Source organism: Cycloclasticus sp. PY97N (genome assembly GCF_002443175.1).
Taxonomy (GTDB): domain Bacteria; phylum Pseudomonadota; class Gammaproteobacteria; order Methylococcales; family Cycloclasticaceae; genus Cycloclasticus; species Cycloclasticus pugetii.
This window is the reverse complement of sequence record NZ_CP023664.1, coordinates 2111879-2137064: the sequence shown is the minus strand read 5'-3', so window position 1 is coordinate 2137064 and position 25186 is coordinate 2111879. Positions and strand designations below refer to the sequence as shown.

At 42.5% G+C, this 25186-nt stretch carries 24 protein-coding genes; 13 read left to right on the top strand and 11 right to left on the bottom strand.

Going from position 1 to position 25186, the window contains the following annotated elements:
* Positions 1-3 precede the first annotated feature (3 nt).
* Genes CPC19_RS10305 through CPC19_RS10295 form a run of 3 tightly spaced genes read right to left on the bottom strand, consistent with a single transcriptional unit; the run spans position 4 to position 2676 of the window.
* A complete protein-coding gene (locus tag CPC19_RS10305; protein ID WP_016389802.1) occupies positions 4-1194 on the bottom strand; it encodes a TraB/GumN family protein in 1191 nt (396 codons plus the stop codon).
* Positions 1195-1217: 23 nt separating this feature from the next.
* Entirely contained in the window at positions 1218-2159 is a 942-nt protein-coding gene (locus CPC19_RS10300) for a DUF1853 family protein (protein WP_016389801.1), read from the bottom strand.
* 7 nt (positions 2160-2166) lie between these two features.
* The gene (locus tag CPC19_RS10295) at positions 2167-2676 is read right to left on the bottom strand and encodes a YecA family protein (protein ID WP_016389800.1); all 510 of its coding nucleotides are present in this window, start codon (positions 2674-2676) and stop codon (positions 2167-2169) included.
* A gap of 408 nt (positions 2677-3084) precedes the next feature.
* Between CPC19_RS10295 and CPC19_RS10290 the strand changes: the two genes are divergently transcribed.
* Positions 3085-4416 carry a sodium:alanine symporter family protein gene (locus CPC19_RS10290; RefSeq protein WP_016389799.1) on the top strand — a complete coding sequence of 444 codons (1332 nt, stop codon included), beginning with the start codon at positions 3085-3087 and terminating at the stop codon, positions 4414-4416.
* 8 nt (positions 4417-4424) lie between these two features.
* On the opposite strand, the gene CPC19_RS10285 is transcribed toward CPC19_RS10290, so the two are convergent.
* Genes CPC19_RS10285 through CPC19_RS10275 form a run of 3 tightly spaced genes read right to left on the bottom strand, consistent with a single transcriptional unit; the run spans position 4425 to position 5568 of the window.
* A complete protein-coding gene (locus CPC19_RS10285) occupies positions 4425-4841 on the bottom strand; it encodes a DUF1249 domain-containing protein (protein ID WP_015005365.1) in 417 nt (138 codons plus the stop codon).
* A complete protein-coding gene (queD, locus tag CPC19_RS10280) occupies positions 4841-5245 on the bottom strand; it encodes a 6-carboxytetrahydropterin synthase QueD (RefSeq protein ID WP_026362571.1) in 405 nt (134 codons plus the stop codon). Before queD ends, CPC19_RS10285 begins: the two co-directional genes overlap by 1 nt.
* A 23-nt stretch (positions 5246-5268) precedes the next feature.
* A complete protein-coding gene (locus CPC19_RS10275; protein ID WP_016389797.1) occupies positions 5269-5568 on the bottom strand; it encodes a PilZ domain-containing protein in 300 nt (99 codons plus the stop codon).
* A 291-nt stretch (positions 5569-5859) separates the two neighbouring features.
* Here CPC19_RS10275 and phbB point away from each other — a divergent pair, with 291 nt between their 5' ends.
* Together phbB and acs are read left to right on the top strand one after the other, a co-directional pair.
* Positions 5860-6597, top strand: a complete 738-nt coding sequence (phbB, locus tag CPC19_RS10270) for an acetoacetyl-CoA reductase (RefSeq protein WP_016389795.1) — start codon at positions 5860-5862, stop codon at positions 6595-6597.
* Between the two features lie 67 nt (positions 6598-6664).
* Positions 6665-8605: an acetate--CoA ligase gene (gene acs / locus CPC19_RS10265; protein WP_015005369.1), complete on the top strand. Its 1941-nt coding sequence runs from the start codon at positions 6665-6667 to the stop codon at positions 8603-8605.
* A gap of 73 nt (positions 8606-8678) precedes the next feature.
* Here the strand turns inward: acs and CPC19_RS10260 are convergent, their stop codons facing one another.
* Together CPC19_RS10260 and ispB are read right to left on the bottom strand one after the other, a co-directional pair.
* Positions 8679-10124: a glyceraldehyde-3-phosphate dehydrogenase gene (locus tag CPC19_RS10260; RefSeq protein WP_096910797.1), complete on the bottom strand. Its 1446-nt coding sequence runs from the start codon at positions 10122-10124 to the stop codon at positions 8679-8681.
* A 130-nt stretch (positions 10125-10254) separates the two neighbouring features.
* Complete coding sequence (gene ispB / locus CPC19_RS10255; RefSeq protein WP_015005371.1) at positions 10255-11259, bottom strand: octaprenyl diphosphate synthase; 1005 nt, start codon at positions 11257-11259, stop codon at positions 10255-10257.
* A 176-nt stretch (positions 11260-11435) separates the two neighbouring features.
* Here ispB and rplU point away from each other — a divergent pair, with 176 nt between their 5' ends.
* The 4 genes from rplU to proB all read left to right on the top strand — a co-directional run bounded on the left by rplU (position 11436) and on the right by proB (position 14346).
* Positions 11436-11747 carry a 50S ribosomal protein L21 gene (gene rplU, locus CPC19_RS10250; RefSeq protein ID WP_015005372.1) on the top strand — a complete coding sequence of 104 codons (312 nt, stop codon included), beginning with the start codon at positions 11436-11438 and terminating at the stop codon, positions 11745-11747.
* 19 nt (positions 11748-11766) lie between these two features.
* Positions 11767-12024, top strand: coding sequence for a 50S ribosomal protein L27 (gene rpmA, locus CPC19_RS10245; RefSeq protein WP_015005373.1), 258 nt, complete (start codon positions 11767-11769; stop codon positions 12022-12024).
* 132 nt (positions 12025-12156) lie between these two features.
* Positions 12157-13212, top strand: a complete 1056-nt coding sequence (gene cgtA / locus CPC19_RS10240; protein ID WP_015005374.1) for an Obg family GTPase CgtA — start codon at positions 12157-12159, stop codon at positions 13210-13212.
* A gap of 9 nt (positions 13213-13221) precedes the next feature.
* Positions 13222-14346, top strand: a complete 1125-nt coding sequence (gene proB / locus CPC19_RS10235; protein WP_016389793.1) for a glutamate 5-kinase — start codon at positions 13222-13224, stop codon at positions 14344-14346.
* A gap of 69 nt (positions 14347-14415) precedes the next feature.
* On the opposite strand, the gene rpsT is transcribed toward proB, so the two are convergent.
* Entirely contained in the window at positions 14416-14685 is a 270-nt protein-coding gene (rpsT, locus tag CPC19_RS10230; protein ID WP_015005376.1) for a 30S ribosomal protein S20, read from the bottom strand.
* A gap of 419 nt (positions 14686-15104) precedes the next feature.
* Between rpsT and murJ the strand changes: the two genes are divergently transcribed.
* From murJ to lspA, 4 genes are read left to right on the top strand one after another with little or no spacing between them, the layout of a single operon-like run.
* Positions 15105-16601 carry a murein biosynthesis integral membrane protein MurJ gene (gene murJ, locus CPC19_RS10225; RefSeq protein WP_016389791.1) on the top strand — a complete coding sequence of 499 codons (1497 nt, stop codon included), beginning with the start codon at positions 15105-15107 and terminating at the stop codon, positions 16599-16601.
* A gap of 3 nt (positions 16602-16604) precedes the next feature.
* On the top strand, positions 16605-17543 hold the full coding sequence (ribF, locus tag CPC19_RS10220; protein WP_015005378.1) for a bifunctional riboflavin kinase/FAD synthetase: 939 nt from the start codon (positions 16605-16607) through the stop codon (positions 17541-17543).
* Positions 17544-17550: 7 nt separating this feature from the next.
* Positions 17551-20364 carry an isoleucine--tRNA ligase gene (gene ileS, locus CPC19_RS10215; RefSeq protein ID WP_016389789.1) on the top strand — a complete coding sequence of 938 codons (2814 nt, stop codon included), beginning with the start codon at positions 17551-17553 and terminating at the stop codon, positions 20362-20364.
* A 10-nt stretch (positions 20365-20374) separates the two neighbouring features.
* The gene (gene lspA, locus CPC19_RS10210; RefSeq protein WP_016389788.1) at positions 20375-20848 is read left to right on the top strand and encodes a signal peptidase II; all 474 of its coding nucleotides are present in this window, start codon (positions 20375-20377) and stop codon (positions 20846-20848) included.
* Here the strand turns inward: lspA and ampD are convergent.
* Positions 20831-21394 (bottom strand): 1,6-anhydro-N-acetylmuramyl-L-alanine amidase AmpD, encoded by a 564-nt coding sequence (gene ampD, locus CPC19_RS10205; RefSeq protein WP_016389786.1) that lies wholly within the window; start codon positions 21392-21394, stop codon positions 20831-20833. The genes lspA and ampD overlap by 18 nt on opposite strands.
* 171 nt (positions 21395-21565) lie before the next feature.
* Here ampD and CPC19_RS10200 point away from each other — a divergent pair, with 171 nt between their 5' ends.
* Positions 21566-23782: a DUF1631 family protein gene (locus tag CPC19_RS10200; protein WP_016389785.1), complete on the top strand. Its 2217-nt coding sequence runs from the start codon at positions 21566-21568 to the stop codon at positions 23780-23782.
* An 83-nt stretch (positions 23783-23865) separates the two neighbouring features.
* Positions 23866-24702: a carboxylating nicotinate-nucleotide diphosphorylase gene (nadC, locus tag CPC19_RS10195; protein WP_015005383.1), complete on the top strand. Its 837-nt coding sequence runs from the start codon at positions 23866-23868 to the stop codon at positions 24700-24702.
* 1 nt (position 24703) lies between these two features.
* Here nadC and CPC19_RS10190 read toward each other — a convergent pair whose 3' ends face one another.
* A complete protein-coding gene (locus CPC19_RS10190; protein ID WP_015005384.1) occupies positions 24704-25150 on the bottom strand; it encodes a universal stress protein in 447 nt (148 codons plus the stop codon).
* Positions 25151-25186 lie beyond the last annotated feature (36 nt).

Here is a 25186-nt window from a genome sequence, read left to right as displayed (position 1 = left end):
AACTTAACTGAGTTGCTCGAAAATTCTGAACCCCGCAATATAGGTGCCCGCTGCAGAGCCAATGGTGCTGAATAAAAACACTAGCAGGGTACGAGAAACACGGTTTTTCCACCAACCACGAATAGTCACTGTATCTGACTTTAGCGTAGAGAAATCTCCAACACGAGGTTTTCTTAGCCAGGCTTCGGTGGCAGCCGTTACCATGCCAGCCCCAACGGTCGGATTAAGTGATGTGAGTGGCGCCGCCAAAAAAGCGGTGATAATAGTGATAGGGTGTGCACCCGCTAATATGACTCCAAGGGCGGACAAGCCACCATTAATAACAACCCATTCGATAACTAGTTGCCAACCAAGCTCGGGTGCTCGATTAAAGCCGATACTAAAACCAATAAAAATTAAAGCAACAATCAGCCAAGGAATCAACTTAGGCCAGCGGCTAGCAGCAGGAATACTTTCAAGCTCTTCAATGCTTTTGGTGTTTTGGAGCTGAGACTCAAGGTAGCCTTTGATGCCCTTTAAATGCCCAGCACCAATAACGGCGAGAATAGTTTTATATTGACCAGAATGGGCATCATTGAATAAACGATGGGCCATGTACTGGTCACGTTCATTAACCAGTGGCATATAAATTTCGTTTGATGATTCGGCAAATTGTGAAAAGGTTGCCTCTAAAACATCCCCTTCTTTCAATTTTTCTATGTCTTCCTCGCTGACTTTTTCTGAAAACATAAGGCTTGCAAAGAGACCAGAAAATAGCTCCATGCGTTTCCACCAAGGGACATTTCGATAGACGCGTTTTAAGGTGATGCCAACGTCACGATCAATTAGTAAAACAGGTTTGTGTGATTGTTGTGCCAGTTCAGCGGCCATTTTCATTTCAGCACCAGGTTCAATACCCATTTCATCAGCCATTTTTTGCTGAAAAGCACCTAATGCCAAGCTGGCAGCGACCATTGCAGCTTTACCACTTTTGATCACATTAAATAAATCCATCTGAGCCAGGTTGTCAGGGTCAATCAACGCATTGTAGCGACTAGGGCAGAGCTCTATCGCAACAGCCTCATAATGGTCTGATGAAAGTAGGCTGTGTACTGCGTCAGCACTGGCTTTAGATACATGAGCGGTGCCGAGCAACGTGACTTCACAGCCGTTAATATTAATTGTTTCTATCGGTTGGTCTGAGAGGTTATTCAAAGAAAGTCTCTGTTGATTTAAAGTTAATAAGAATTTGTATTATCGTTGAAATTGGATTCTTTCGCCCAGTCTTTTGCGACTAAAAAAATACGTTTAATTTCATGCCCTTTTGATGTCTCGGGTAAAAAACCAGCCAAGCATAATGGTGATGCTTGTGAGCGATCTAAAAAATACTGAGCGATGCTGTCCGTGTCGAGGTAGCTATTATCAGGGCAGTACAATTGAGAGGCCATCCATCGGTCTTTCTTTAAGACTTGCCATTGATATCTAGATGATTGGAAGTGCTTTACAAAGTGCTCTAAACGTGCCCATTGTGCGTGTTGATGGTCGCTTGCAACAAGTGAAGGGTGTGCGGGCTCAGTAGATTGTATGGGGTGAAACAAGCGGCCCTTCATTAGGCCAATATGTTCGTCTATGGTAAGGCCTAGTTGCTGAAGTTGTTGCTTTGCTGCGGGATGTTCAGATAATTTGCTTTGTCGTGATTGCATGGAGTCGTACTTGAGGTCTAAACGGTCTTTTAACATAGGCCCCACCCATGATTGAGTAAAAGCGGTATCGTTTATACCCAGGTAAAATTTACACGCGACTTCCCAGTGTTGGACTTTATCTCTTGCATGATCCTTGATAATGAAATCAAACTCGCCAATGGTTTTGTTGGTATCTTGTATTTGAAGGTTCTGGGCTAATATTTCGTAGCGATGGCTATGATTAAACCAGTATGTCAACAATGTTTCAAAACGGTGGCCTAATCGATAGTCCTTTTGCTTGGCTAATAACTCAACCAGTTCGGCGGGGTTTGCATCCAATTTTTTAAGCGGGGCTTTAAAGGCCTGATAGGCTTGCTGCCAATCGCTTGACTCGGTCCAATACTGGTGCTGCTTGAGTCCTTGAATAATAGGCGGATTGACAATGACCCAAGCGAGGTCTCTTACCAGTGCATGTTGTAAAAAAGTATCAGTGTGCAAAGTCGCGTTATGTACCTTCTGGGCTATTAAATAAAAGGTATAAATCAATCACACAATCAGGGATTTTTTCAGCCATATCGTCGAGTAGATCGTCATTTTGGGTGATCTCATCTATTTCATCATCGAGTAACTCAGAGCACGCTAGAATCGGTAGCGTGAGTTCGGCAATGTCTTCTGGCTGAGAGTTAAACCACAGATCCTCATGCATAAAGACACCCTGCATAAAACCAGACGACCATAGGGTGAGAAAGTCTTCATCAGGTTCTTCAGACTCGCCAATCATCGTTGGAAACTCACCATTTAATAAGGCTTGTTCAATATTTTTTTGTAAATCAAAAATGGCTTTTTCAATAGAGGCGTTGGCGTCATTATCTGCCAATATTTCGGATAGAATTTGTTGCTGTGACAAGCTGCCAGGTTGTACAACTAGGCTGGTTAAAAAACCATGCATTTCAAAGAAGTACATGGCTTCGTCACTCAGTTTTTCAGAGTTAAAGAATGTGTTTAAAAGGTCCATAGCGACTAATAATGATAATTTGAGAAAATTCTATTTTTTATAATGTGCCAGCACAGAGGTGTATCTCGTAGAGCTGTCAACAGCCGCAAATAACGAGAGGCTAGTTTTTCTGTTTTGCAAATTTAAGACGTATACTAGCGGTTTTCTGTGTTAACGATCACATTATGCTACATATTGAGTGCTAGCGCATGGGCAGATATGAGTATCTTCATTCTGTAGAGCGTTGACTAAGTGAAGGGCGTTTGAAAGGGTACAAGGCCATTAAGATAAGTTGAGCTGAGTAAATGAGGCTGACCGAGCTTTAATACGCACTGGCTACTTTAAATGCAGTTAAACTTAAGCTAGTCGAGTGTTTATACTTAATTGGCTGTTAGTTCAAATAACACAACTAATTCTAAAATAAAACGTATGGAAACATTAACGCAGTTACTGAGCTCAATGAGTAGTTTTGTCTGGGGACCGGTGATTTTAGCTTTATTGCTAGGAACGGGGCTTTATTTAATGCTGGGCTTGCTCTTTTTGCCGATTCGCCAATTGCCGGCTGCTTTTTCATTACTGTGGCGAGGCCGTGTTAGTAATCAGTCTGAAGCAGGAGAGATCAGCCCGTTTAATGCCTTGATGACCTCATTAGCGGCCACTATTGGAACTGGAAATATTGCTGGGGTGGCAACAGCGATTTTTTTAGGTGGTCCAGGCGCAGTTTTTTGGATGTGGTTAACAGCTTTGGTAGGAATGGCGACTAAATACGCTGAAGCTGTACTTGCGGTTAAATACCGGGAAGTGGATGAGCGCGGTGCCTATGTTGGTGGTCCGATGTATTACATCAAGAATGGTTTGGCTGAACAATGGCACTGGTTAGGCTTTCTGTTCTCTTTATTGGGTGCCGTGGCTGCGTTTGGCATTGGTAATACTATTCAAGCAAACTCAGTAGCCGATGCATTAAGTAGTACATTAGGGGTGCCGGCTTGGCAAACTGGTTTGGTGATGGGGGTTGTTGTTTATATTGTTTTGGTTGGCGGCATTAAACGTATTGGTCATGTGGCCTCTAAACTGGTGCCGATGATGGGCATCGCTTATCTAACGGCTGCGGGTATTATTATTATTCAACACCTTGACGCAGTGCCAAAAGCACTTCAGTTGATCGTTAATGATGCTTTTACAGGCACGGCAGCCGTGGGTGGCTTTGCAGGTGCGGGGCTAATGGCAGCTATTAGGTTTGGTGTTGCAAGGGGTGTTTTTTCCAATGAAGCTGGCCTTGGAACAGCACCTATTGCTCATGCGGCAGCACAAACTAATAACCCGGTACGGCAAGGCAAAATTGCTATGCTGGGTACCTTTATTGATACCATTATTATTTGCACAATGACCGCCCTAGTGATTATTTTAACGGGTAGTTGGAGTAGTGGTGAAACCGGCGCATCGTTGTCTGCCTATGCATTTAAAATGGGGCTTCCCGGCTATGGAGAGTATGTTGTGAGTTTTGGTTTAGCCGTTTTTGCTCTGACAACCCTGTTAGGGTGGAGCTATTACGGTGAACGATGTGCGGAATATATTTTAGGTGTGGCTGTTATTCCTTGGTATAGAATTGCATGGGTGTTGGCGGTACCACTTGGTGCAGTAATGGAGTTAGATTTTCTTTGGTTGCTGGCCGATGTGTTAAACGGCTTGATGGCTATTCCAAACTTAATAGCTTTATTGCTGTTGAGCCCGGTTGTATTTAAGCTTAGCAGGAAACCCTAGCGGTTTGTTTACGCGTTAATGGTTTGTTGGCGGGAGTGTTCGTCAGCAAAGGATAATAAAAACGTTAGCCATTTTTCAAAGAAATAATTTATAGCCCATTTGTTATTTAATATCTCTTTTGGTGACAGATTTTGTTGTTGACCAGAGCTTACGTGTTCATCGATATGAATGACTTCGACTGATTTTGTGTCTAAATAAACACGGCATTTAAACCGCGATTTAGTTGCTTCCTTACTTGTGTGGGCATGCTGAAAATACACAGTATAAGTAAAGGGGCCGGTTGCAATCACCTGTGAATCAACGGCGATACTGTTGAAATCACCTTCGGTTATTTTGGGTATTAAGCGTGATAATCGGGTGTAATTTTCTTCACAAAGGACTTGTAAACAAAAAGACTTATTAATCGGCCGAACAAGGTTTAGCATTAAGCTGGTGAGTAGCTGGCACTGGAACTATCGGTTTCCCAAACAGATACCTTGGTGACTGGAAATCCGCCTTTAGAAACGTAGTCATAGATAAGTTTTGCAAGAAACTCTGCTGTAGGATGCTCATCTACTACCATTAATCTTTCTCCTGCTTCTTGAAGAAGAGGCAGAACAGGGTCATTTTTATGCAAAAGCATATTGTGATCCAGCGTTTCATTAATCCATTGGCCGGCGAATTGTTTGATGTCGGCGAAATCACAAACCATGCCTTGCTCATTGAGCTGTTCTGACTCGAGTGTAATCTCTACACGCGCAGAGTGACCATGTAAGTGGCGACACTTGCCTGGGTGGTTCATCAATCGATGGCCATAACAGAAACTTAAATTTTTGGTAATACGGTACACATTTAATCCTGTGGAGTTGACTATTAAACGCCTTTAATGCCTTCGATGGTGGCCGCTATCTCATAGAGGTTATCCTCAATCGGCGTAACACGATTGATTTCAACGATAGCATTTAATGGGGGGGTGTTTGGGTTAACAGATTGGACCGAAATCTCAAGGGAGCAACCTTGGGTTAACTTTTCATGGGTTTTAAACAGAATGCCGGCAGCACTTAAGTTGAGACTGATGGCAGTGCCCTTAGCTCCGGTGCTGGGGTGAGTAAATACCATATTGCACTCGGTGGTTGAGCGGCTGAATTTTCGATGATCAGTTGATTCGGGCATATATAAAATGTCTGTCGAATGAGCAAAAGCTATTTGATCAATTCTAGCTTAAAAATTAAAGAATTATTAGTGAATTGATGAAAACAAGGTTCATTTTACATGGCTTTGAAAATGCATGGGAACTAGCGCTTCCTCAGGGGCTATTTCTCTTGTAAATAAACGATTATTTTGGCAGTATCAAGTAAGCTATATTTAAATGGCTAGGGCATCAAGGCTCAATAAAGGGCTTCATGGAGTAGGGTTACGTTATTTTATTTAAAATTCAACATACAATCTCAAAGAGGAAATCAAATGAGTCAACGAGTTGCATTGGTTACAGGCGGTACAGGAGGTATTGGTGAAGCAGTATGTCAACGGTTTGTAAAAGATGGTTATAAGGTGGTGGCAGCGTACAATAACAGGGAAAAAGCACAGGCTTGGCAGTTGGCTCAAAAAGAAGCCGGCTTTGATATTGAAATTGTTCATTGTCCCGTGACTGATTTTGAAGCATGTGGTGACGCCATTCAATGGGTTGAAAATAACGTCGGCCCTATTGATATTTTAGTTAATAATGCCGGTATTACTAAGGATGGCATGTTTAAAAAAATGCCTAGAGAAAACTGGGATGCAGTGATTGATACTGATTTGAATAGTGTATTCAATATGACACGTCAAGTTTTTGAAGGGATGGTCGAACGTGGTTTTGGTCGTATAATTAATGTGTCCTCGGTAAATGGTCAGTTGGGTCAAATAGGCCAAGTGAATTACTCAGCGGCTAAGGCTGGGGTGCATGGCTTCACTAAAGCGTTAGCACGTGAAACAGCGCGTAAAGGCGTTACTGTTAATACTATTTCACCAGGGTATGTGGCAACGCCAATGGTGATGGCCATTGATGATGAAGTACGTAAGATGATTGAGAGTAATATCCCGACTGGCCGTTTATGTCAGCCGGAAGAGGTCGCACATGGAGTATCCTTTTTGGCCAGTGACTTAGCGGCTTATACAACAGGTTCAGACTTGAGCATGAATGGTGGTTTATTTATGCATTAAACGATTAGATAAAGTCACTTTTAGATGGCTTTTATTTATTTAGATTAGACAAATTAGAGGAGAAGGAATGTCGGACGTTCATATACACAAAGTACCCAAAGCGGTAGCTGATCATGCGCATATTAATAAGGAAGTATATGAAGCTGAGTATCAACGCTCAATTGAAGATACTAAGGGTTTTTGGGATGAAAAAGCGAGAGAGTTTTTAACTTGGTCAAAGCCATGGGATGTAACAGTAGAGCATGATTTTCCAAAAGGTGAGGTTAAATGGTTTACTGGAGGCAAGCTCAATGTAAGTGTGAATTGCTTGGATCGGCATCTTGAAACGCGTGGCGATCAGCCAGCTATTATTTGGGAAAGTGATGATCCGGCAGTCGACAAAACATATACTTATAAAGAGCTTCATGCGGAGGTGTGTCGCTTTGCTAATGGTTTAAAAGCCGAGGGTGTAAAAAAAGGTGACCGTGTTTGTATTTATATGCCAATGGTTGCTGAAGCTGCCATTGCAATGCTTGCGTGCGCAAGAATTGGTGCGGTTCATCTAGTTGTTTTTGGTGGTTTTTCCCCTGATGCGTTAAAAGATAGGCTTCTTGATTCAGAAGCGGCGGTAATTATTGTCGCCGATGAAAGTGTTCGTGGAGGTAAAGCAGTACCGTTAAAGGCTAATGCGGATCAAGCCTTAAAAAGTTGCCCTTCAGTAAAATCAGTGGTGGTGGTTCAACGTACAGGTGGCAGTATAGATTGGACAGATGGTCGAGATGTTTGGTATCACGATTTACTTGAGAATGCGTCAGATGATTGCCCAGCTGAAGAAATGGACTCTGAAGATCCCTTGTTTATCCTTTATACATCGGGCTCAACAGGCAAACCAAAAGGTGTTTTACATACGACGGGTGGCTATTTGCTACATGCTGCGGTGTCGCACAAATATGTTTTTGACTATCACGATGGGGATGTTTACTGGTGTACAGCGGATGTAGGCTGGGTAACGGGGCATACATACATTGTTTATGGGCCATTAGCGAATGGTGCGCAAACGTTGATGTTTGAAGGCGTGCCAACTTATCCTGATGCTTCGCGCTTTTGGAAAGTGGTGGAAAAGCATAAAGTTAATATTTTTTACACGGCACCTACGGCTATTCGTGCCTTGATGGCTAAAGGTGATGATTATGTAAAGACTTGCGACTTAAGTAGTCTAAGAGTTCTGGGTAGTGTGGGTGAGCCGATTAACCCAGAAGCTTGGGAGTGGTATCACAAGGTGATTGGCGGTGGTCGTTGCCCGATTGTGGATACTTGGTGGCAAACAGAAACGGGCGGGATTTTAATGACACCCCTTCCAGGAGCGACTGACCTGAAAGCCGGTTCGGCGATGCAGCCTTTCTTTGGTATAGAGTTTGGTTTGGTAGATAACGAAGGTAATGAAGTAACGGGAAATCCTGCCGAAGGGATTTTAGTGATTAAAAAACCATGGCCTGGGATGTTTAGAACATTGTTTGGTGATCATCAGCGTTATATTGATGCTTATTTTGCGAATTATCCTGGGATGTATTTTCCTGGTGATGGTGCACGACGAGATAAAGATGGAGATTATTGGATTACCGGTAGGGTTGATGATGTGATTAATGTGTCTGGTCACAGGATGGGTACCGCAGAAGTTGAGAGCGCCTTAGTGCTTCATCCAGCAGTGGCTGAGGCGGCGGTTATTGGTTATCCTCATGATATAAAGGGGCAAGGTATTTATACTTTTGTGACCTTGATGGATGGGGTCGAAGCAACGGATGAATTACGTCAAGAGTTAGTGAACCATGTGCGTAAAGAGATAGGGCCAATAGCCTCGCCTGATGTTATTCAATGGGCGCCAGGCTTACCTAAAACACGCTCAGGTAAAATTATGCGTAGAATTTTACGTAAAATTTCTGAAAACTTGATTGATGAATTAGGCGATACATCGACCTTGGCTGATCCATCAGTCGTCGATGACCTTATCGCGAATCGCCCTAGTCAATAATCGGTATTTCTAGGTATAAAAAAGCCCGCTAAAATGCGGGCTTTTTTATACGATATGGTTAAAAGCGACTTACTTAGTGTGGCAATGATGGAAAGTCTAAGCCAACCATTTTTTGCATCACGCGAACCACTTGGCAGCTATAACCAAACTCATTGTCATACCAAAGGTAAAGAACGCAGGAATCACCTGTGGCAATGGTTGCTTTTGAGTCAATGGTGCAGGCTTTTCGAGCGCCCACTAAATCAGTTGAAACGACTTCAGTAGACGTAGTGAAATCAATTTGCTCGCGCATAGGCGAGTGAAGAGCCGTTTCACGTAGGAAGTTATTTAGTGTCCGTTTATCGGTTTCCTTTTCTAAATTAAGATTCAAAATAGCCATAGAAACGTTGGGTGTTGGGACACGAATCGCATTACCGGTTAATTTGCCTTCAAGTTCAGGCAATGCTTTTGAAACAGCCTTGGCGGCACCTGTTTCAGTTAGCACCATATTTAAGGCGGCAGCACGCCCACGTCTTTCACCTTTATGATAATTGTCGATTAAATTTTGATCGTTGGTGTACGAATGAACCGTTTCAACATGGCCTTTAATAATGCCAAACTCATCATTGATTGCCTTCAAGGTAGGTGTGATAGCATTAGTGGTACAGCTGGCCGCAGAAATAATTTTGTCTTCTGGCTTGATGTCAGTTGTATTGACACCAAAAACAATGTTCTTAACGTCTTTACCGGGAGCGGTTAATAGCACTTTACTAGCGCCTTTTGATAAGAAGTGTTCACTCAGTTCTGCTTCATCGCGACGAATGCCCGTGTTGTCGACAATCAGCGCATCATTGATGCCATATTGAGTGTAATCGATTTCTTTTGGATGGCTCGCATAGATGACTTGAATTAAATTACCATTGGCCATGATGGTGTTTTTTTCTTCATCGACCTTAATGGTGCCTTTGAACGAGCCATGTGTAGAATCACGGCGCAACAAGCTGGCGCGTTTTTGTAAATCATTGTCGCCGCCTTTGCGAACAACAATGGCACGTAGGCGCATTTTATTTCCAGAGCCGGTGCGTTCTATAAGTAGGCGTGCTAACAAGCGACCGATGCGACCGAAGCCGTACAAAACCACGTCTCTTGGTTCAGAGGTGGATTGTTCGTGGACCTGACGGATGCCTTCGCCTAGTTTTTCAGCAAGGAAGTCCTCAATGCCTAATCCACTAGTGTCGTTATTAAATTGAACCGCTAACAGTCCTAGGTCAATACGGACAGGTCCTAATTTCATTTTTTCTAATGCGGTTAGTACTTTGAAGCTATCGTGGATGGAGAGCTCCACTTTTTCAAATTGGCGAACATAACGGTGCAATTTAAGTAGGGTGACCGGTGAAGCGTTAATGAGCGTTCTTCCGTAAATCTTAAGAACGACGCCATTGGCACGGTACATCTTACCGATGATAGGGATCATGCTTTCAGCAATTTCTTGGCGGCTTTCCCACTCAGCTAAATATTGATCGTGTTGCTCTACACTCATATAAAAGATACCTGTATTTTTTTTAGGGTTGAAAGGAAATTATATCAAATATTAATGGCTAATAGTGCGGTGCAACTGGCGTTGCGATATTTTAAATTGTCGTTTTAAATTAACCTCAGCGCGTCTACTGCTAGTAGGAGCGTTGAATAGAAAATAGGGCCAGTTGCTCCATCGCGAGTTTGTAGTCGTTATCAGCAATATCGCGTAATGCATCAATAGCTTTTTGTGCCTCTTTGTCTGCGAACTCGGCAGTGTAGGCTAACGACCCTGTAGATTTTATAATCGAGAGGATATCCATATGAGCGGTGCGATTACCTTCTTTAATTGTTTTCTTAATAAAGTCGGCTTGTTCTTTTGTTCCAGTCGCCATGGCATGGATTAACGGTAATGTTGGTTTGCCTTCGGCTAAATCATCACCCAGGTTTTTACCCAGTTTCTCTGCGTCGGCAGTGTAATCGAGCATGTCATCCATAATTTGAAAAGCGTTGCCCAAATGAAGGCCATATGCCGATAACGCTTTTTCAGTGTCCTCACCTTTGTTTGCAAGTACAGCACCTAGTTGAGTGCTGGCTTGAAAAAGTTTGGCGGTTTTTCTTCTAATAACTTCAAGGTATTGAAGCTCATTTGTATCGGGGTTATTAATATTAAGTAATTGTAAAACTTCACCTTCGGCAATGGCATTGGTGGCGTGAGATAAAATATCCATAACGCGCATGTTACTGACACTGACCATCATTTCGAATGAGCGTGAATGTAAAAAATCACCAACTAGAACACTGGCTGCATTACCCCAAATAGCATTGGCGGTATCGTCACCACGGCGTTTATCCGATTCATCAACGACATCGTCATGCAAGAGGGTGGCGGTGTGAATAAACTCAATAACGGCGGCCAGTATAATATGATCTTTCCCTTCGTAACCTAACGCACAAGCTGATAGTGCAACGAGCATGGGTCTTAAACGTTTGCCGCCACTATTAACAATATGAAAACCAATTTGATTGATCAGAACAACATCCGAGTTTAGTTCTTGCAAAATTTGCTTGTCGACTTGATTCATGGCTGGGGCCATGAGCTGTTGAATTGCTTTAAAGTCTATTTTAGGCGTTGCTGAGGATGCGTTTGTGCTGCTCATTTTTGAGAATTAAGGTAAGGTAATTTAAATCAATAGCGTATAATACCAAGTATTGACGCTTAAAAGCAGATAAGAAAATGCTTTTCCTTGTTTATTTGGGATTGACCAACCGCCCACTAAAGGATAAAATTCGCCTCTTTTTAAAACCACCCACAACACTAGGGAGTCTCTAGACAATGTACGCGGTAATTCAAACAGGCGGTAAACAATATAAAGTCGCCGAGGGTGATTTCCTTAAGATCGAAAAGTTAGACGTTGAAGAAGGTAACGAAGTTACGTTCGATTCAGTTTTATTAGTAAATGGTGAAGCAGGCCTGAAAATTGGCACACCAAATATTGATGGCGCAACGGTGACGGCAACAGTCAAATCTCAAGGTCGTCACAAAAAAGTGAATATTATTAAATTCAAACGTAGAAAACACCATATGAAAAAGATGGGTCATCGTCAGTATTACACTGAAGTACTCATTACTGGTATTTCGGCTTAATTAAACAAAGGACAGATTCATGGCACATAAGAAAGCAGGCGGTAGTACTAGAAACGGTCGCGATTCGGAGTCGAAACGACTTGGCGTTAAGCGGTATGGTGGTCAAAGTGTTCTGGCGGGAAATATTTTAGTTCGTCAAAGAGGAACACGTTTTCATGCAGGTGAAAATGTAGGCATGGGCAAAGATCACACATTATTTGCGACAGAAGAAGGTAAAGTTGTATTTGAAGTTAAAGGCCCAAAGCGTAAAAAATATATTCGTATCGAAACTGTTTAGTATAAACAGTGCGCTGCGGTTATAGCGGCAGGTACGTATTAAAAAAACCCTGTCTAAGACAGGGTTTTTTATTGCGTTAAAAGATTAAGTCAAAGTAAGCGGCAAATAAGATAAAACATTGAGACATAAACCATGAAATTCGTAGACGAAGCGACCGTTAGAGTTGAAGCAGGTAATGGCGGTAAAGGCCATGTCAGTTTTCGACGTGAAAAATATATCCCATTTGGCGGTCCAGATGGTGGTGATGGCGGTGATGGTGGAAGTGTTTACTTGCAAGGTACCGAGGCACTCAATACGCTAATCGATATGCGCTTTAATCGCTTAATTAGGGCGGAACATGGTGAGCGAGGTCAAAGTCGTAACTGTACTGGAAAGGGTGGCGAAGACTTAATAGTGCCGGTTCCACTGGGGACTATTGTTTACGACGATGGCACAGACGAGCTAATTGGGGATGTCACCGAAGAAGGTCAAAAATTGCTTGTTGCATCGGGTGGTTTTCATGGGCTTGGGAATACGCGTTATAAAAGTAGTACAAACAGAGCTCCTCGACAGTTTTCAAATGGGACAGAAGGTGAGCAACGTGTTTTACGGCTTGAGTTAAAAGTATTGGCAGATGTTGGAACACTCGGTTTGCCAAATGCAGGTAAGTCGAGCCTAATTCGGGCAATTTCATCGGCGCAGCCTAAGGTAGCCAATTACCCTTTTACTACATTGCACCCAAGCTTAGGTGTAGTGCGAGCAGATGAGCTACGAAGTTTTGTGATTGCAGATATTCCAGGCATTATCGAAGGGGCGGCTGAAGGAGCGGGGTTAGGTAATTTATTTTTACGCCATTTAGCGCGAAATAATTTATTGTTGCACGTGGTAGATGTTGAGCCATACGAATCAGATATTGACCCAGTAAAGGCAGCAAAAGCGGCGATAGAGGAAATTGAAAAGTGGGGTGGTGATTTAGCAAAGAAACCACGTTGGCTTGTCTTGAATAAAATTGATTTGTTACCAGAAGATGAAGTGGATAACTATTGCCAAATGATTGTTAATGAATTGAAGTGGGAGGGACCTGTCTTCAATGTTTCTGCCATTAGAAAGCAAGGTACAAACCAGTTGGTTCATGCCATTATGGATTACCTAGAAGAGCAAAAAAGGCTTGAAGTTGAGCAAGCAGACAAGCCAAAGGACGATAGTTAATTTATTCAAATGAAATCAAGAGTCGATTTAAAACGGGCTAAATGCTGCGTTATAAAAATTGGTAGTGCCGTTTTAACAAATAATGGTCAAGGTTTAAATCGTTCGGCTATTAATCATTGGGTCGCGCAAATTAGCCAATTAAAAGCGCGCGGAATTGATGTAATTATTGTTTCATCAGGTTCAGTGGCAGAAGGAATGGTGAGATTAGGTTGGTCCGCTCGCCCGCATGCGCTTCAGGAGCTTCAAGCGGCTGCTTCAGTTGGTCAAATGGGGCTTATTCAGGCATATGAACAAAGCTTTCAAGCAGAAGGCTATAAAACGGCGCAGGTTTTGCTAACACATGATGATCTGGCAAATAGAACGCGGTATTTAAATGCCAGAGCAACCATTAAGACCTTGTTAGATTTCTCGGTCGTACCGATTATTAATGAAAATGATGTGGTTGCAAATGAGGAATTACGTGTTGGTGATAACGATACGCTGGCGGCTATTATTGCTAATTTAATGAGCGCAGATTTGTTGATGATTCTCACAGACCAAGATGGTTTTTTCGATAGCGATCCAAGAGTCAATTCGGCTGCAGCCTTATTAAATGAAGTAGGTGTTGATGAAGAGTTTCTAGATCAAGCGGCTAGCGGTGGTTCTGGAACTTTGGGGCGTGGCGGTATGCAAACAAAGTTAACAGCAGCGCGAATCGCATCTCGTTCTGGAACGGCAACTATTATTGCTCCAGGGTTAAGGCAAAATGTTATTTTAAGTATTATTGATGGTCGGGCGATAGGGACCTTGCTAATACCTAATGAAGCCCCTGTTTCGGCGCGTAAACGGTGGTTAACAGCACATTTAGATGTCAAAGGTCGGGTTGTGCTAGATGTTGGAGCTGCGCAAGCAATAAAAAGGTCTGGGGTGAGTTTGCTGCCAATTGGAGTTGTTGCCGTTAATGGTGAGTTTGCTAGGGGCGAATTAGTTGTTTGTGTTAATGAAAGTGGTGAAGAATTGGCCCGTGGCTTAGTGAATTACAGCTCAACTGATATAGATAAAATTAAGCAAAACAATAGTTCTGAAATTGAACGGCTACTTGGTTATGTTGGTGAGTCAGAAGTTATTCATCGCGATAATTTGGTCTTGCTATAGGCCGGCAATTTACGGGCAATAAAAAAGCCGACCATATGGTCGGCTTTTTTTATAAAACTTAATAACTACTTATGCTTGCTTAAGTTTAACAATGCGAGCATTAAGGCGGCTCTTTAGGCGAGCAGCTTTGTTTTTATGGATAATGCCTTTAGTGACAGCGCCATCAATGTAAGGAACAGCTTCATGATAGGCGGCTTCTGTTACCTCAGCATTACCTTCTTCCGCACTATACACAACACGCTTAATTTTTGTGCGTAATCGTGTACGCGCAGCCATGTTAGTTTGACGGTTTCTTTCTGATTGTTTGGCGCGTTTTAACGCTTGTGCACTGTTAGCCAAGGTAAATCCTCTGGTGATGTAAAAAAGATTTCGCATTTTGCTTAAATATTCAAGCTTTGTCAAGCCTGAGGTCAAGATACATGATTAAACCTTGAATGAATTTGCTCGTTTGGCGCTTGAGTTCACGCTTTCAATGGATATTGCAAGGATTTGGAGTCTACTTTGTCGAGAGTGTTCTGCTTAATGTCCATATTAAATTAGTTTTTTGTTAATTGACGTATGCTTTATTGATAATAAAGTGCTGTTAAGTTCACTCTGGGGTGTGCCAGCTCCATGCATCCCTTATAATTAAGCGCTAGATAGGGGCTGGCAAATTTCATAAACGAAGGTTTTTTTGTCTGTGGGCAAAGCTTTTTAATAAAATAAGGGTAAAGACGCTGAGTAAAACATTAATAAAATCGACAGCGATTGTTGGTAGCATGACATTGATTTCGCGTGTTTTAGGCTTTGTACGAGATATTGTTATTGCACGTTTTTTTGGCGCAAGCGAAGGGACAGATGCTTTTTTTGTAGCCTTTAAAATCCCCAATTTTATGCGCCGCTTGTTTGCTGAAGGCGCTTTTTCGCAAGCTTTTGTGCCGGTGCTGTCGGAATATAAAGAAACCCAATCAACCGAGGCATTAAAAGAGTTACTTGGGAAAACGGCAGGTACGCTGGCAACAGTGTTGTTTTTTATAACGTTACTGGGTGTTATTGGAGCGCCAGTTTTAATTTATATGTTTGCCCCGGGTTTTGACTCAACAGGCTCACGCTACGAGTTGGCCGTTGATATGTTGAGGATAACATTTCCTTATCTATTTTTTATTTCACTGACAGCCATGGCCGGTGGTGTCTTAAACACCTACGGTAAGTTTGCAATTCCTGCGGTAACGCCAGTGTTATTGAATTTATCATTTTTAGCGGCAATATGCTGGTTGTCTCCCTTGCTTGAAAGGCCAATTATGGCGTTAGCGTGGGCTGTTTTGTTGGCAGGAATCGCTCAACTTGCCTTTCAATTTCCTTACTTAAAACAGTTGGGTTTATTGCCTAGAATGTCATTTGATCGTGGACATGCAGGCGTTAAGAAAATTATGAAGTTAATGTTACCAGCCTTATTTGGTGTGTCGGTAACGCAAATTAACTTGTTGGTAGATACTTTGCTGGCATCATTTTTAGTGGCTGGCAGTGTTTCATGGCTTTATTTTTCTGATCGCTTAGTGGAATTTCCGCTCGGTATATTTGGTATTGCCTTGGCAACTGTCATTTTACCTAATTTATCTAAAAGCCACGCGGCAGGTAAGACTAAAGACTTTTCTGCAAGCCTGGACACAGGCTTACGTTGGGTGGTGTTTCTTGGTTTGCCAGCAGCAGCAGGTTTGTTTTTTCTAGCTCAGCCAATGTTAGCAACACTGTTTCAGTACGATGCGTTTACAAGTACTGATGTCGATAATGCATCGTTAAGTCTTATGGCTTACTCAATAGGCCTGCCTGCCTTTATCCTTGTTAAGGTATTGGTGCCGGGTTTTACCGCGAGGCAAGATATGAAAACGCCCGTTAAAATTGGTATTATTGCCGTGGTTTCAAATATGTTAATGAGTGTTGTCTTAGTATTCTTTTTTCAACATGCAGGCCTGGCTTTGGCAACATCGTTAGCGGCTTTTGTTAATGCCGGTTTGTTATTTACTATTTTGATAAAATCTGAAGCGTTCAAACCTCAACAAGGGTGGGTGAGTTTTGTTATAAAAGTGTTGATTGCCAACCTGGTTGTCGGTGTCATCTATGCCTATGATTATTCGCCAGTTCAGTGGTATGAATGGGGTGCGTTTGACCGAGTTTTGCATTTAACGTTGGAAATACTCATGGTGGTTTTGTTGTATGTTACGACCGCGTTCTTAGTGGGTGTGCGTCCTCGGCATTTGTTACTTAAGGGCAAATAATTTATGAGATTAATTAGGTACTTGCCAGATGGGCAGGCTTTTCCAAATGGTAGCGTGTTAACTATCGGCAATTTTGATGGTGTTCATGTTGGACACCGGATGGTGTTGAGCGCCTTAATTGAACAGGCGAAAAGCTTAGGCTTGCAAGCAGTTGTTATGTGTTTTGAGCCACAACCTATTGAATATTTTCGGGCTGAGGCAGCCCCTGCACGTGTGTCGACTGCGAGAGATAAAATAGAGCAGTTGTCGGAAACCGGCGTAGATGCGCTTTATCTTGTGCGTTTTAATGACTTGTTGGCGAATATGTCTGCAGAGCAGTTTGTAGAAATGTTGGTTCAACGGCTTAATGTTCAATTATTGATCGTGGGTGATGATTTTTGTTTTGGCAAAAATCGCCAAGGTAATTTTGAGTATTTAAAAGTCGCGGGAGAAAAATATGGTTTTTCCGTACAGCGCTCCCATTCTTTTAAAATTGAAAATGAGCGTGTTAGTAGTACATTAGTTCGACGTGCGTTGGAAAATGGGCGCCTAGATAAAGTGGCGGTTTATTTAAATAGGCGCTTTAGTATGTCCGGTCGTGTTATGCATGGGCACAAACGAGGGCGAGAGTTGGGTTTTCCTACGGCTAACATCCGGGTGAAAAATAGAAAAACTCCGCTTAAAGGTGTTTTTGCCGTTACAATAACACTCGAATCGGGCGTGGTATATAAAGGGGTTGCGAACGTTGGAACGCGGCCTTCCATTGAAGAAGCAACAGCGGTTTTATTAGAAGCACACCTATTTGAATTTTCTGGTGACTTATATGGTCAACGCGTTGTCGTTGCGTTTGCAAAAAAATTACGCGAAGAGAAAAAATTTGAAAATTTAGAACAGTTAACGCAGCAAATTTTAATTGATTCTGAACAAGCTAAAACATACTTTAATCAGACATTAACATCCTAAGAGCATCATGGATTACAAAACAACACTGAACTTGCCAAAAACCAGCTTTCCGATGAAGGCTAACCTTGCTAACCGTGAACCCAATGCGTTGAAACGTTGGCAGGAAATGGGGTTGTACCAGAAAATACGTGAAAAATTTGCTGGTCGTCCTCAATTTGTCCTACATGATGGACCGCCATATGCAAATGGCCCTATTCATATTGGTCATGCGGTGAATAAAGTACTTAAGGATATGATTATAAAGAGTAAAACCCTGCAAGGTTTTGACTCGCCTTATGTGCCAGGTTGGGATTGTCATGGCCTGCCTATTGAATTGATGGTGGAAAAGAAAATCGGCAAAGCAGGCGTGAAGGTGTCGGCAGCTGAGTTTCGTAAAGCCTGTAGAGCCTATGCGACCAAACAAGTAGCTATGCAGAAAGAAGAGTTTGTGCGTCTGGGTGTTTTTGGTGATTGGGAGCGTCCTTATCTGAGTATGGATTTTCAATTTGAGGCGGATATTGTTCGCTCACTAGGCCGTATTATTGAAAAAGGTCATTTGCATAAGGGATCAAAGCCTGTGCATTGGTGTACCGATTGTGGCTCTGCGTTAGCAGAAGCAGAAGTGGAATACGAAGATAAACGTTCACCAGCCATTGATGTGCGTTTTACGGTCAATGATGAGTCAAGGTTTTTACAACAACTCCACAGCAGTGATAATGCACCTGGGCAGGGCCCTATCTCCGTCGTTATTTGGACGACTACACCGTGGACTTTACCGGCGAACCAAGCGGTTTCATTAAATCCTGAGTTTGATTATGTGTTGGTTCAAAGCGGTGATGAGCGCCTTGTTTTGGCGGAAAAGTTATTAAAAGATGCAATGTTACGTTATGGCATTGAAGATTACCGTGTGCTTGGGTATTGCAAAGGTAAAGATTTGGAACATATGACGCTGAGTCACCCGTTTTATGATCGTGTTGTTCCTATTATTGTCGGTCATCATGTAACGGCTGAGGCAGGCACAGGTGCAGTGCACACTGCGCCGGGCCATGGGCAGGACGATTATATTATTGGTCAGCAATATAAGTTACCAGTGGACAACCCTGTTGGCGATAATGGCGTGTTTTTAGTCAGTACTCCTTTGTTTGCTGGTAAACATGTTTTCAATGCGAATGATGAGGTGATTGACGTTTTAAAAGAACGTGGTACGCTCGTGCATTCAGAAGTGTTAAATCACAGCTATCCACATTGCTGGCGACATAAAACGCCAATCATTTTTAGAGCAACACCGCAGTGGTTTATCTCGATGGATAAAAATAATCTGCGAGAAAAGGCACTGGCAGAGATTAAGCAAGCCTCGTGGGTGCCAGAATGGGGTGAAGCGCGTATTAATAGCATGGTTGAGGGGCGGCCAGATTGGTGTATTTCTCGTCAGCGCAACTGGGGAGTGCCGATTGCTTTGTTTGTGCATAAAGAAACGGGTGAATTACACCCCAATACGGCTGGCTTGATTGAGCAAGTGGCGGTTCTTATAGAAGAGTCGGGTATTGAAGCCTGGTTTGATTTAGATGCTTCGACATTGCTAGGTGATGAAGCGGATGAGTACAGTAAAATTAATGATATTTTAGATGTATGGTTTGATTCTGGTGTAACGCATGCCTGTGTTTTGGAGCGGCGTGAAGCATTAACGTTTCCAGCGGATATGTATCTTGAAGGGTCAGACCAACATCGAGGTTGGTTTCAGTCATCTTTGCTGACATCGGTTGCCATGAATGACCAAGCACCTTATAAGGCTGTTTTGACACATGGTTTTACCGTCGATGCGAAAGGTATGAAAATGTCTAAGTCAAAAGGCAATGTTATTGCGCCTCAAAAGGTGATTAACTCCCTTGGAGCGGATGTTTTACGCCTTTGGGTTTCAGCTAATGATTACAGTGGCGAAATGACTGTCTCGGATGAGATTTTAAAACGAGCATCTGATGTTTATCGTCGATTGAGAAATACCGCACGTTATTTGTTATCAAATTTAAATGACTTTGATCCAGCAAAAGATATGGTAGCGTTTGCTGATATGTTGCCATTAGATCGTTGGGCGGTTGAAAAAACCCGTGATGTTCAAAAAGACGTATTGAAACACTATGATCAATACCAGTTTTTACAAGTTCACCAAGGTATCCACCACTTTTGTTCTGTTGAAATGGGCAGCTTTTACTTAGATGTCATTAAAGACCGCCAATACACATTACAACAAAATAGCTTAGCAAGGCGTTCATCGCAAACGGCAATGTTCCATATTGCCGAAGCATTAGTGCGTTGGGTAGCACCAATACTCAGTTATACAGCCGAGGAAATTTGGTCAGCAATGCCAGGTGAACGTGAAGAGTCAGTGTTTTTGGCCACTGCTTATGACGGTTTCCCGATTGAGGATACTGAAGTAAGTAATGAGTTGGCGTTTTGGAAGCCGGTGATAGAGACGCGTGAATTGGTTAGTAAAGAGCTGGAACGCGTCAGAGAAGAAGGTCTAATTGGTTCTGGCTTAGATGCAAGCGTCATCTTGTATTGTGAGGGTGAATTATATGAAACACTGGCTAAGATGAACGATGAACTACGTTTTATCTTTATTACCTCATATGCCGAAGTAAAACCTCTTGCAGACAAACTCGAGCAGGCAAAGGCAACGGATAATGCTCAGTTATTCATCACCGTTACTGCCAGTGAGCATGAAAAATGTATTCGTTGTTGGCATCACCGTCACGATGTGGGTGAATCTGAAACGCACCCTGAACTATGTGGGCGTTGCGTAGAAAATATAGAAGGCAGCGGTGAGCAAAGACTGTTCGCTTAGAGTAAGCCGTATGTTTAAGTGGTTAGGATTGTCACTGCTGGTTATAGTTCTGGATCAGGTCAGTAAACTTTGGGTGGTTGCATCTTTTAGCTTATACGAGTCTATTGATGTTATGCCGTTCGTGAATTTAACGTATGTGCATAATAAAGGCGCGGCGTTTAGTTTTTTAAGTACCGCCGGTGGTTGGCAACGTTGGTTCTTTGTCGCAATCGCATCGATTGCAACACTGATTTTGGTGATTTGGTTAAGCCGTTTGAAGCCGAAAGAAAAATGGATGGCCGTGAGCCTGTCATTGATTTTGGGTGGTGCAATAGGTAATCTATATGATCGGGTTGCCTATGGTTATGTTATTGATTTTATAGACGTTTATTATAATTCTTACCACTGGCCCGTATTTAATATTGCTGATTCAGCCATTTCAATTGGCGTTGTAATGATGTTGATAGATATGTTCCGAGGCGAAGACTCAACGGCCAGTCAGTAGCGTCCTAAATTTTTGCCAATCGAAGCTTTCGCCAGGGTCAGTTTTTCGGCCTGGAGAAACGTCACAATGACCAACGATGGTTTCTGTAGAAAGCTCAGGGTAATGTTGTATCAAAGTTTGGCAGCAGCAACTAAGTGCTTGGTATTGTTTCTCTGTATAAGGGATATGGTCCGCACCTTCTAATTCTATGCCGATAGAAAAATCATTACAGTTGTCCTCGCCGGCATACTGTGAAACACCAGCATGCCATGCACGTTCTTGAAACGGAACATATTGTGTCAGGCTACCATCACGACGGATTAATAAATGTGAAGACACTTTAAGAGTGCAAATCTCTTGAAAATACGGGTGTTGTTTAGGGTCTAATTGATTAAGAAAAAAATCATCAATCCAACCCGCTCCAAATTGATCAGGGGGCAGGCTGATTCCATGCACAATAATTAACCGAATATCACAAGGGTTTGGACGCTCGTTTTTATTCGGCGAGGCTTTAAATTCAGCAGTTTCTAGTAGACCTAGGCGAATATTTGTTGGTGTGTCAGGCATATAAAATGAGGGTATCTAAATATGTGCTCTAGCGCACAACTTTATACATGAGCTGACTATACTCTATGTATCCAGAATACAAAAAAATTTCAGTTTATGGAAAAAGCACAATCACAGGCAAGGGTAGTTCCTATTCGCCAAAATAACAACCGTTCAACATCGAGGAACACTATGTCGGTAGAGAAGCAAAGGGTGATTAATGCATCAGCTAATTTATTGAAAAGTTATTTGCAAAAAATGCTGGTTATCCACTTGGAAAAGAGTGAACAGCAGTTGTTTGATGCGATCGATAGCAAAAAAATGGACGCTGCAACCGGCGATATTAAGGTGCTTCAAAAGGCCTCTTTGTACATTCCTTCGCTATACATTGATAGTGTGATTAAAAACCTGTCTAGTTTTTCAGCGTCGTCTAATCCGACGGTTGGCGAAGCGTTTGCCTCATCAGTTGAAACCGAAGATTGGTCTGGTTTACAGTTATTGGGAACAGACGAAATTGAAGGCCAGTTACTAATCGATGGCTATATTGCTAACTGTGAAAGTGAGTTGGCTGATGTCTTGTATGCGCTAGCTCGTCGCATTGAATTTGTGTCGGGCACAGACGAACTTAAAGCGAGTAAAAACCCATTTGGCCCAGCCATTTTATTGAAGACTTATGTTGAGTTATTGAAAGGCGAGTCGTTTTCAAAACAGGCTCATAACATTTTGTGTGAATCATTTTCACAAGAGGTTCTTACGAATTTGGGTGATGTTTTAGGGGAAATTAATGAGGTATTTGTTCAAGCAGGCATCCTGCCAACATTACCGAAACCAAAAATCAAAAATACTAATGCAGCCGTTAAGCGGGCAGCACAATCATTTGCTAATGAAAAAGTAGCACATACGAACCACGAGCAGGCGCCGGTCACGGAGCAGCCTATCACGACAGCAAAAGTATCGATGGCTGAAATTGACCCTGCGCTATATACGGGCTTGGTTGAAATGGCGCAGGTGTATCGTTCTCAGCAGGGTGATAGCATGGTGTCCGATGGATTGACAGTGTCTGGACAGCAACTACCGACAACGGAGCTTGTTGATACACTGACTCATCTTCAAAAAGAAGGCGCAGTGGAGGGTATTGATATAGCTGAAAGCGTTCGCCTAAAAATTGGGGAAAGAATTCAAGTTGATGGTCAGCGCCAACCATATGCAGAACAAGATGACACATTAATTGATGTGGTTGCGATGTTTTTTGATGTGATTTTGCAAGATCGTCAATTGCCCGATACGGTTCGGGCGATGATTGCTCAATTGCAAATTCCTATTTTAAAAGTGGCAATGATAGATAAGGAGTTTTTCGCCAAAAAAAGTCACCCAGCAAGAAAATTTCTAAATGCCATGTCACAAGCAGGCTTGGGTGTGAGCGAAAAGAACCGACAAATTAGAAGTGCTGTGTTTGAAAAAATGGAAGAGTTAGTCGAGCGAGTACTGATGGAGTTCGGTAATGACGTGGAGATATTTGCTGAACTTAATGAAGAATTTGATGTATTTATGGAGCAGCAGCAGCGTCAAATAGACGTGATAGAGGAACGCTCTCGCAAAGTGACTAAAAGTACCGAACAGCTTGAGTTAACAAAGCGTCAAGCTGCCTATGAAATTGCTTTGCGACTAAATGGTAAGTCAGTGCCTGAGTTCATTCAGTTATTTTTAGACGACGCATGGAAAGACGTGCTTGTATTAGCCTTATTAAGGCGCGAAAGGGAGCCACAAGAAACGCAGAAATGTATTGAGGTAATTGATAGGCTAGTGGTCAGTGTTGTTGAGCCAGCGGATGACGCGGCTAGAGAATTGATTATAGAGGGGCTGGCTAGGTTGTTGAAAGACATTAAAGTTGGACTGGAAAATATCTCATATGATTTTCATCAATCCGTTCCATTTTTTAAAGAGCTGGAGTCCTGGCATAAACAGTTATTGGTTATGAGGGTCGGCGAACAAGACAATATTCCAGTGGCTGAGAAGGTAGTTATGGTTGAGGTTAACGAAGACTTATGTGACAACCTCGAAGAGGATTTATTGCAAGAGCTTGAAAGCAAAAAAGCACAAATGCCAAACGATAAATTCAGCAAGTTGGCATCTAAAATAGATGTTGGTGATTGGGTTGAGTATACGGGGGAAGATGGTGGTGTTTTACGTGCCAAATTGTCTTGGAAAAGTTCGGTTACTATGCAATGTCTTTTTGTGAATGATTGCGGCGTTAAAGCAATGGATATTAGTCTGGATGATTTAGCAGAAGCGTTTAGGCAAAAACGAATGACTATTATTGGTCAAGAAAGGGCGCCGCTAGTAGACAGGGTGTTAGCGGGAATGAAGAGCCTAATGACATCAAAAAGTGCTGAACCTGGCTTGGCATGAGATTCTTATTAGCATTAAATTATGTGATAATAAAGAGCCTCTAACAAAGAGGCTTTTTTTATTTTTCAGGTGAATGGATTTTTATGCTCGACCCCAAAATAATAGACGAAGATGTTTGTCGGTTTTTAGCAGAAGATGTTGGTAGTGGTGATTTAACCGCACTGGTCATTCCAGAAGAGAAATTAGCTAAAGCAACTATTCTAACGCGTGAAGCCATGTTGGTATGTGGCCAAGCATGGGTGAATGCGGTTTTTAAAAAGCTGGATGAAAAGGTTGTCATCGATTGGCAGTTTAAAGAAGGCGAGCAGGCATATGCTGGTGATACCTTGTGTTACCTATCAGGCTCTGCACGGGCTTTATTAACAGGAGAGCGCGCAGCGTTAAATATGTTGCAGACCTTATCGGCAACAGCGTCACTTGCTAAGCAATTTGCGAAAGCAGTTGAAGGTACGTCAGCGACCGTATTAGATACGCGTAAAACAATCCCTGGCTTACGGTTGGCGCAAAAGTATGCAGTTCGCTGTGGCGGAGCGTCTAATCATAGGGTTGGCTTGTACGATGGTATGTTGATAAAGGAAAATCATATTATGGCGGCTGGTTCAATTGCAAAAGCGGTCGCTGCTGCTCGTCTAAGCAGTTCGCTGGTTGATGTTGAGGTAGAGGTTGAAAACTTAGACGAGGTGAAACAAGCACTTGAAGCGAAAGCGGACATCTTGTTATTAGACAACTTCACTTTAGAGCAATTGCGTGAAGCGGTTGAGCTTAATAAAGGCGTTGCGAAACTAGAGGCGTCGGGTAATGTTAATTTATCGACTATCCGAGATATTGCTAAAACAGGTGTGGATTTTATTTCGGTAGGCGCGTTAACAAAAAATATTCAAGCTGTCGACTTATCAATGCGCGTGGACTTAGAAGCCTAAGCTAGTCATTAACCCTAGCGGCTAATACATCACAGGTTGCACCGTGTAGGACGGCATTAGCGGTAGAGCCGAGTAATAAACTAAGTCCACGTCGTCCATGACTTCCCACCACAATAAGGTCGCATGGCAGGTCTTTGCTGAGCTGATGAATCGTATCAGCGGGGCGGCCAATTTGGATTAATTGGTTTTCTTCTGCTAGGTCGATGGAAGCGGCGAGTTTACTGAGTTTCTTTTTTGCTGACGCTTCAATCTCATCTTGAACCGGTAATAAATCAGTTGAGATAGTCCCATCAAATGCCAAATGTGAGGACTCTACAAGGGGTTCAATAACATGAATAGCTGATAATTTGGCGTGGTTTTGTTGAGCAAGCTCGTGCGCTTTTTTTAAAACAAATAAGGAATGTTCGCTGAGGTCTAGGGCTACTAAAATATGTTGGTAAGTCGTCATGGTAATTCCTTACTGTTTGCTTCCTTACTGTAAGAA

Excerpts from the sequence above, each read along its gene's own strand:
- CPC19_RS10295 (WP_016389800.1), bottom strand. The coding sequence starts at position 2,676 with ATGGACCTTTTAAACACATTCTTTAACTCTGAAAAACTGAGTGACGAA.
- CPC19_RS10290 (WP_016389799.1), top strand. The coding sequence starts at position 3,085 with ATGGAAACATTAACGCAGTTACTGAGCTCAATGAGTAGTTTTGTCTGG.
- CPC19_RS10285 (WP_015005365.1), bottom strand. The coding sequence starts at position 4,841 with ATGCTAAACCTTGTTCGGCCGATTAATAAGTCTTTTTGTTTACAAGTC.
- CPC19_RS10275 (WP_016389797.1), bottom strand. The coding sequence starts at position 5,568 with ATGCCCGAATCAACTGATCATCGAAAATTCAGCCGCTCAACCACCGAG.
- phbB (WP_016389795.1), top strand. The coding sequence starts at position 5,860 with ATGAGTCAACGAGTTGCATTGGTTACAGGCGGTACAGGAGGTATTGGT.
- acs (WP_015005369.1), top strand. The coding sequence starts at position 6,665 with ATGTCGGACGTTCATATACACAAAGTACCCAAAGCGGTAGCTGATCAT.
- CPC19_RS10260 (WP_096910797.1), bottom strand. The coding sequence starts at position 10,124 with ATGAGTGTAGAGCAACACGATCAATATTTAGCTGAGTGGGAAAGCCGC.
- ispB (WP_015005371.1), bottom strand. The coding sequence starts at position 11,259 with ATGAGCAGCACAAACGCATCCTCAGCAACGCCTAAAATAGACTTTAAA.
- rplU (WP_015005372.1), top strand. The coding sequence starts at position 11,436 with ATGTACGCGGTAATTCAAACAGGCGGTAAACAATATAAAGTCGCCGAG.
- rpmA (WP_015005373.1), top strand. The coding sequence starts at position 11,767 with ATGGCACATAAGAAAGCAGGCGGTAGTACTAGAAACGGTCGCGATTCG.
- cgtA (WP_015005374.1), top strand. The coding sequence starts at position 12,157 with ATGAAATTCGTAGACGAAGCGACCGTTAGAGTTGAAGCAGGTAATGGC.
- proB (WP_016389793.1), top strand. The coding sequence starts at position 13,222 with ATGAAATCAAGAGTCGATTTAAAACGGGCTAAATGCTGCGTTATAAAA.
- murJ (WP_016389791.1), top strand. The coding sequence starts at position 15,105 with ATGACATTGATTTCGCGTGTTTTAGGCTTTGTACGAGATATTGTTATT.
- ribF (WP_015005378.1), top strand. The coding sequence starts at position 16,605 with ATGAGATTAATTAGGTACTTGCCAGATGGGCAGGCTTTTCCAAATGGT.
- ileS (WP_016389789.1), top strand. The coding sequence starts at position 17,551 with ATGGATTACAAAACAACACTGAACTTGCCAAAAACCAGCTTTCCGATG.
- lspA (WP_016389788.1), top strand. The coding sequence starts at position 20,375 with ATGTTTAAGTGGTTAGGATTGTCACTGCTGGTTATAGTTCTGGATCAG.
- ampD (WP_016389786.1), bottom strand. The coding sequence starts at position 21,394 with ATGCCTGACACACCAACAAATATTCGCCTAGGTCTACTAGAAACTGCT.
- CPC19_RS10200 (WP_016389785.1), top strand. The coding sequence starts at position 21,566 with ATGTCGGTAGAGAAGCAAAGGGTGATTAATGCATCAGCTAATTTATTG.
- nadC (WP_015005383.1), top strand. The coding sequence starts at position 23,866 with ATGCTCGACCCCAAAATAATAGACGAAGATGTTTGTCGGTTTTTAGCA.
- CPC19_RS10190 (WP_015005384.1), bottom strand. The coding sequence starts at position 25,150 with ATGACGACTTACCAACATATTTTAGTAGCCCTAGACCTCAGCGAACAT.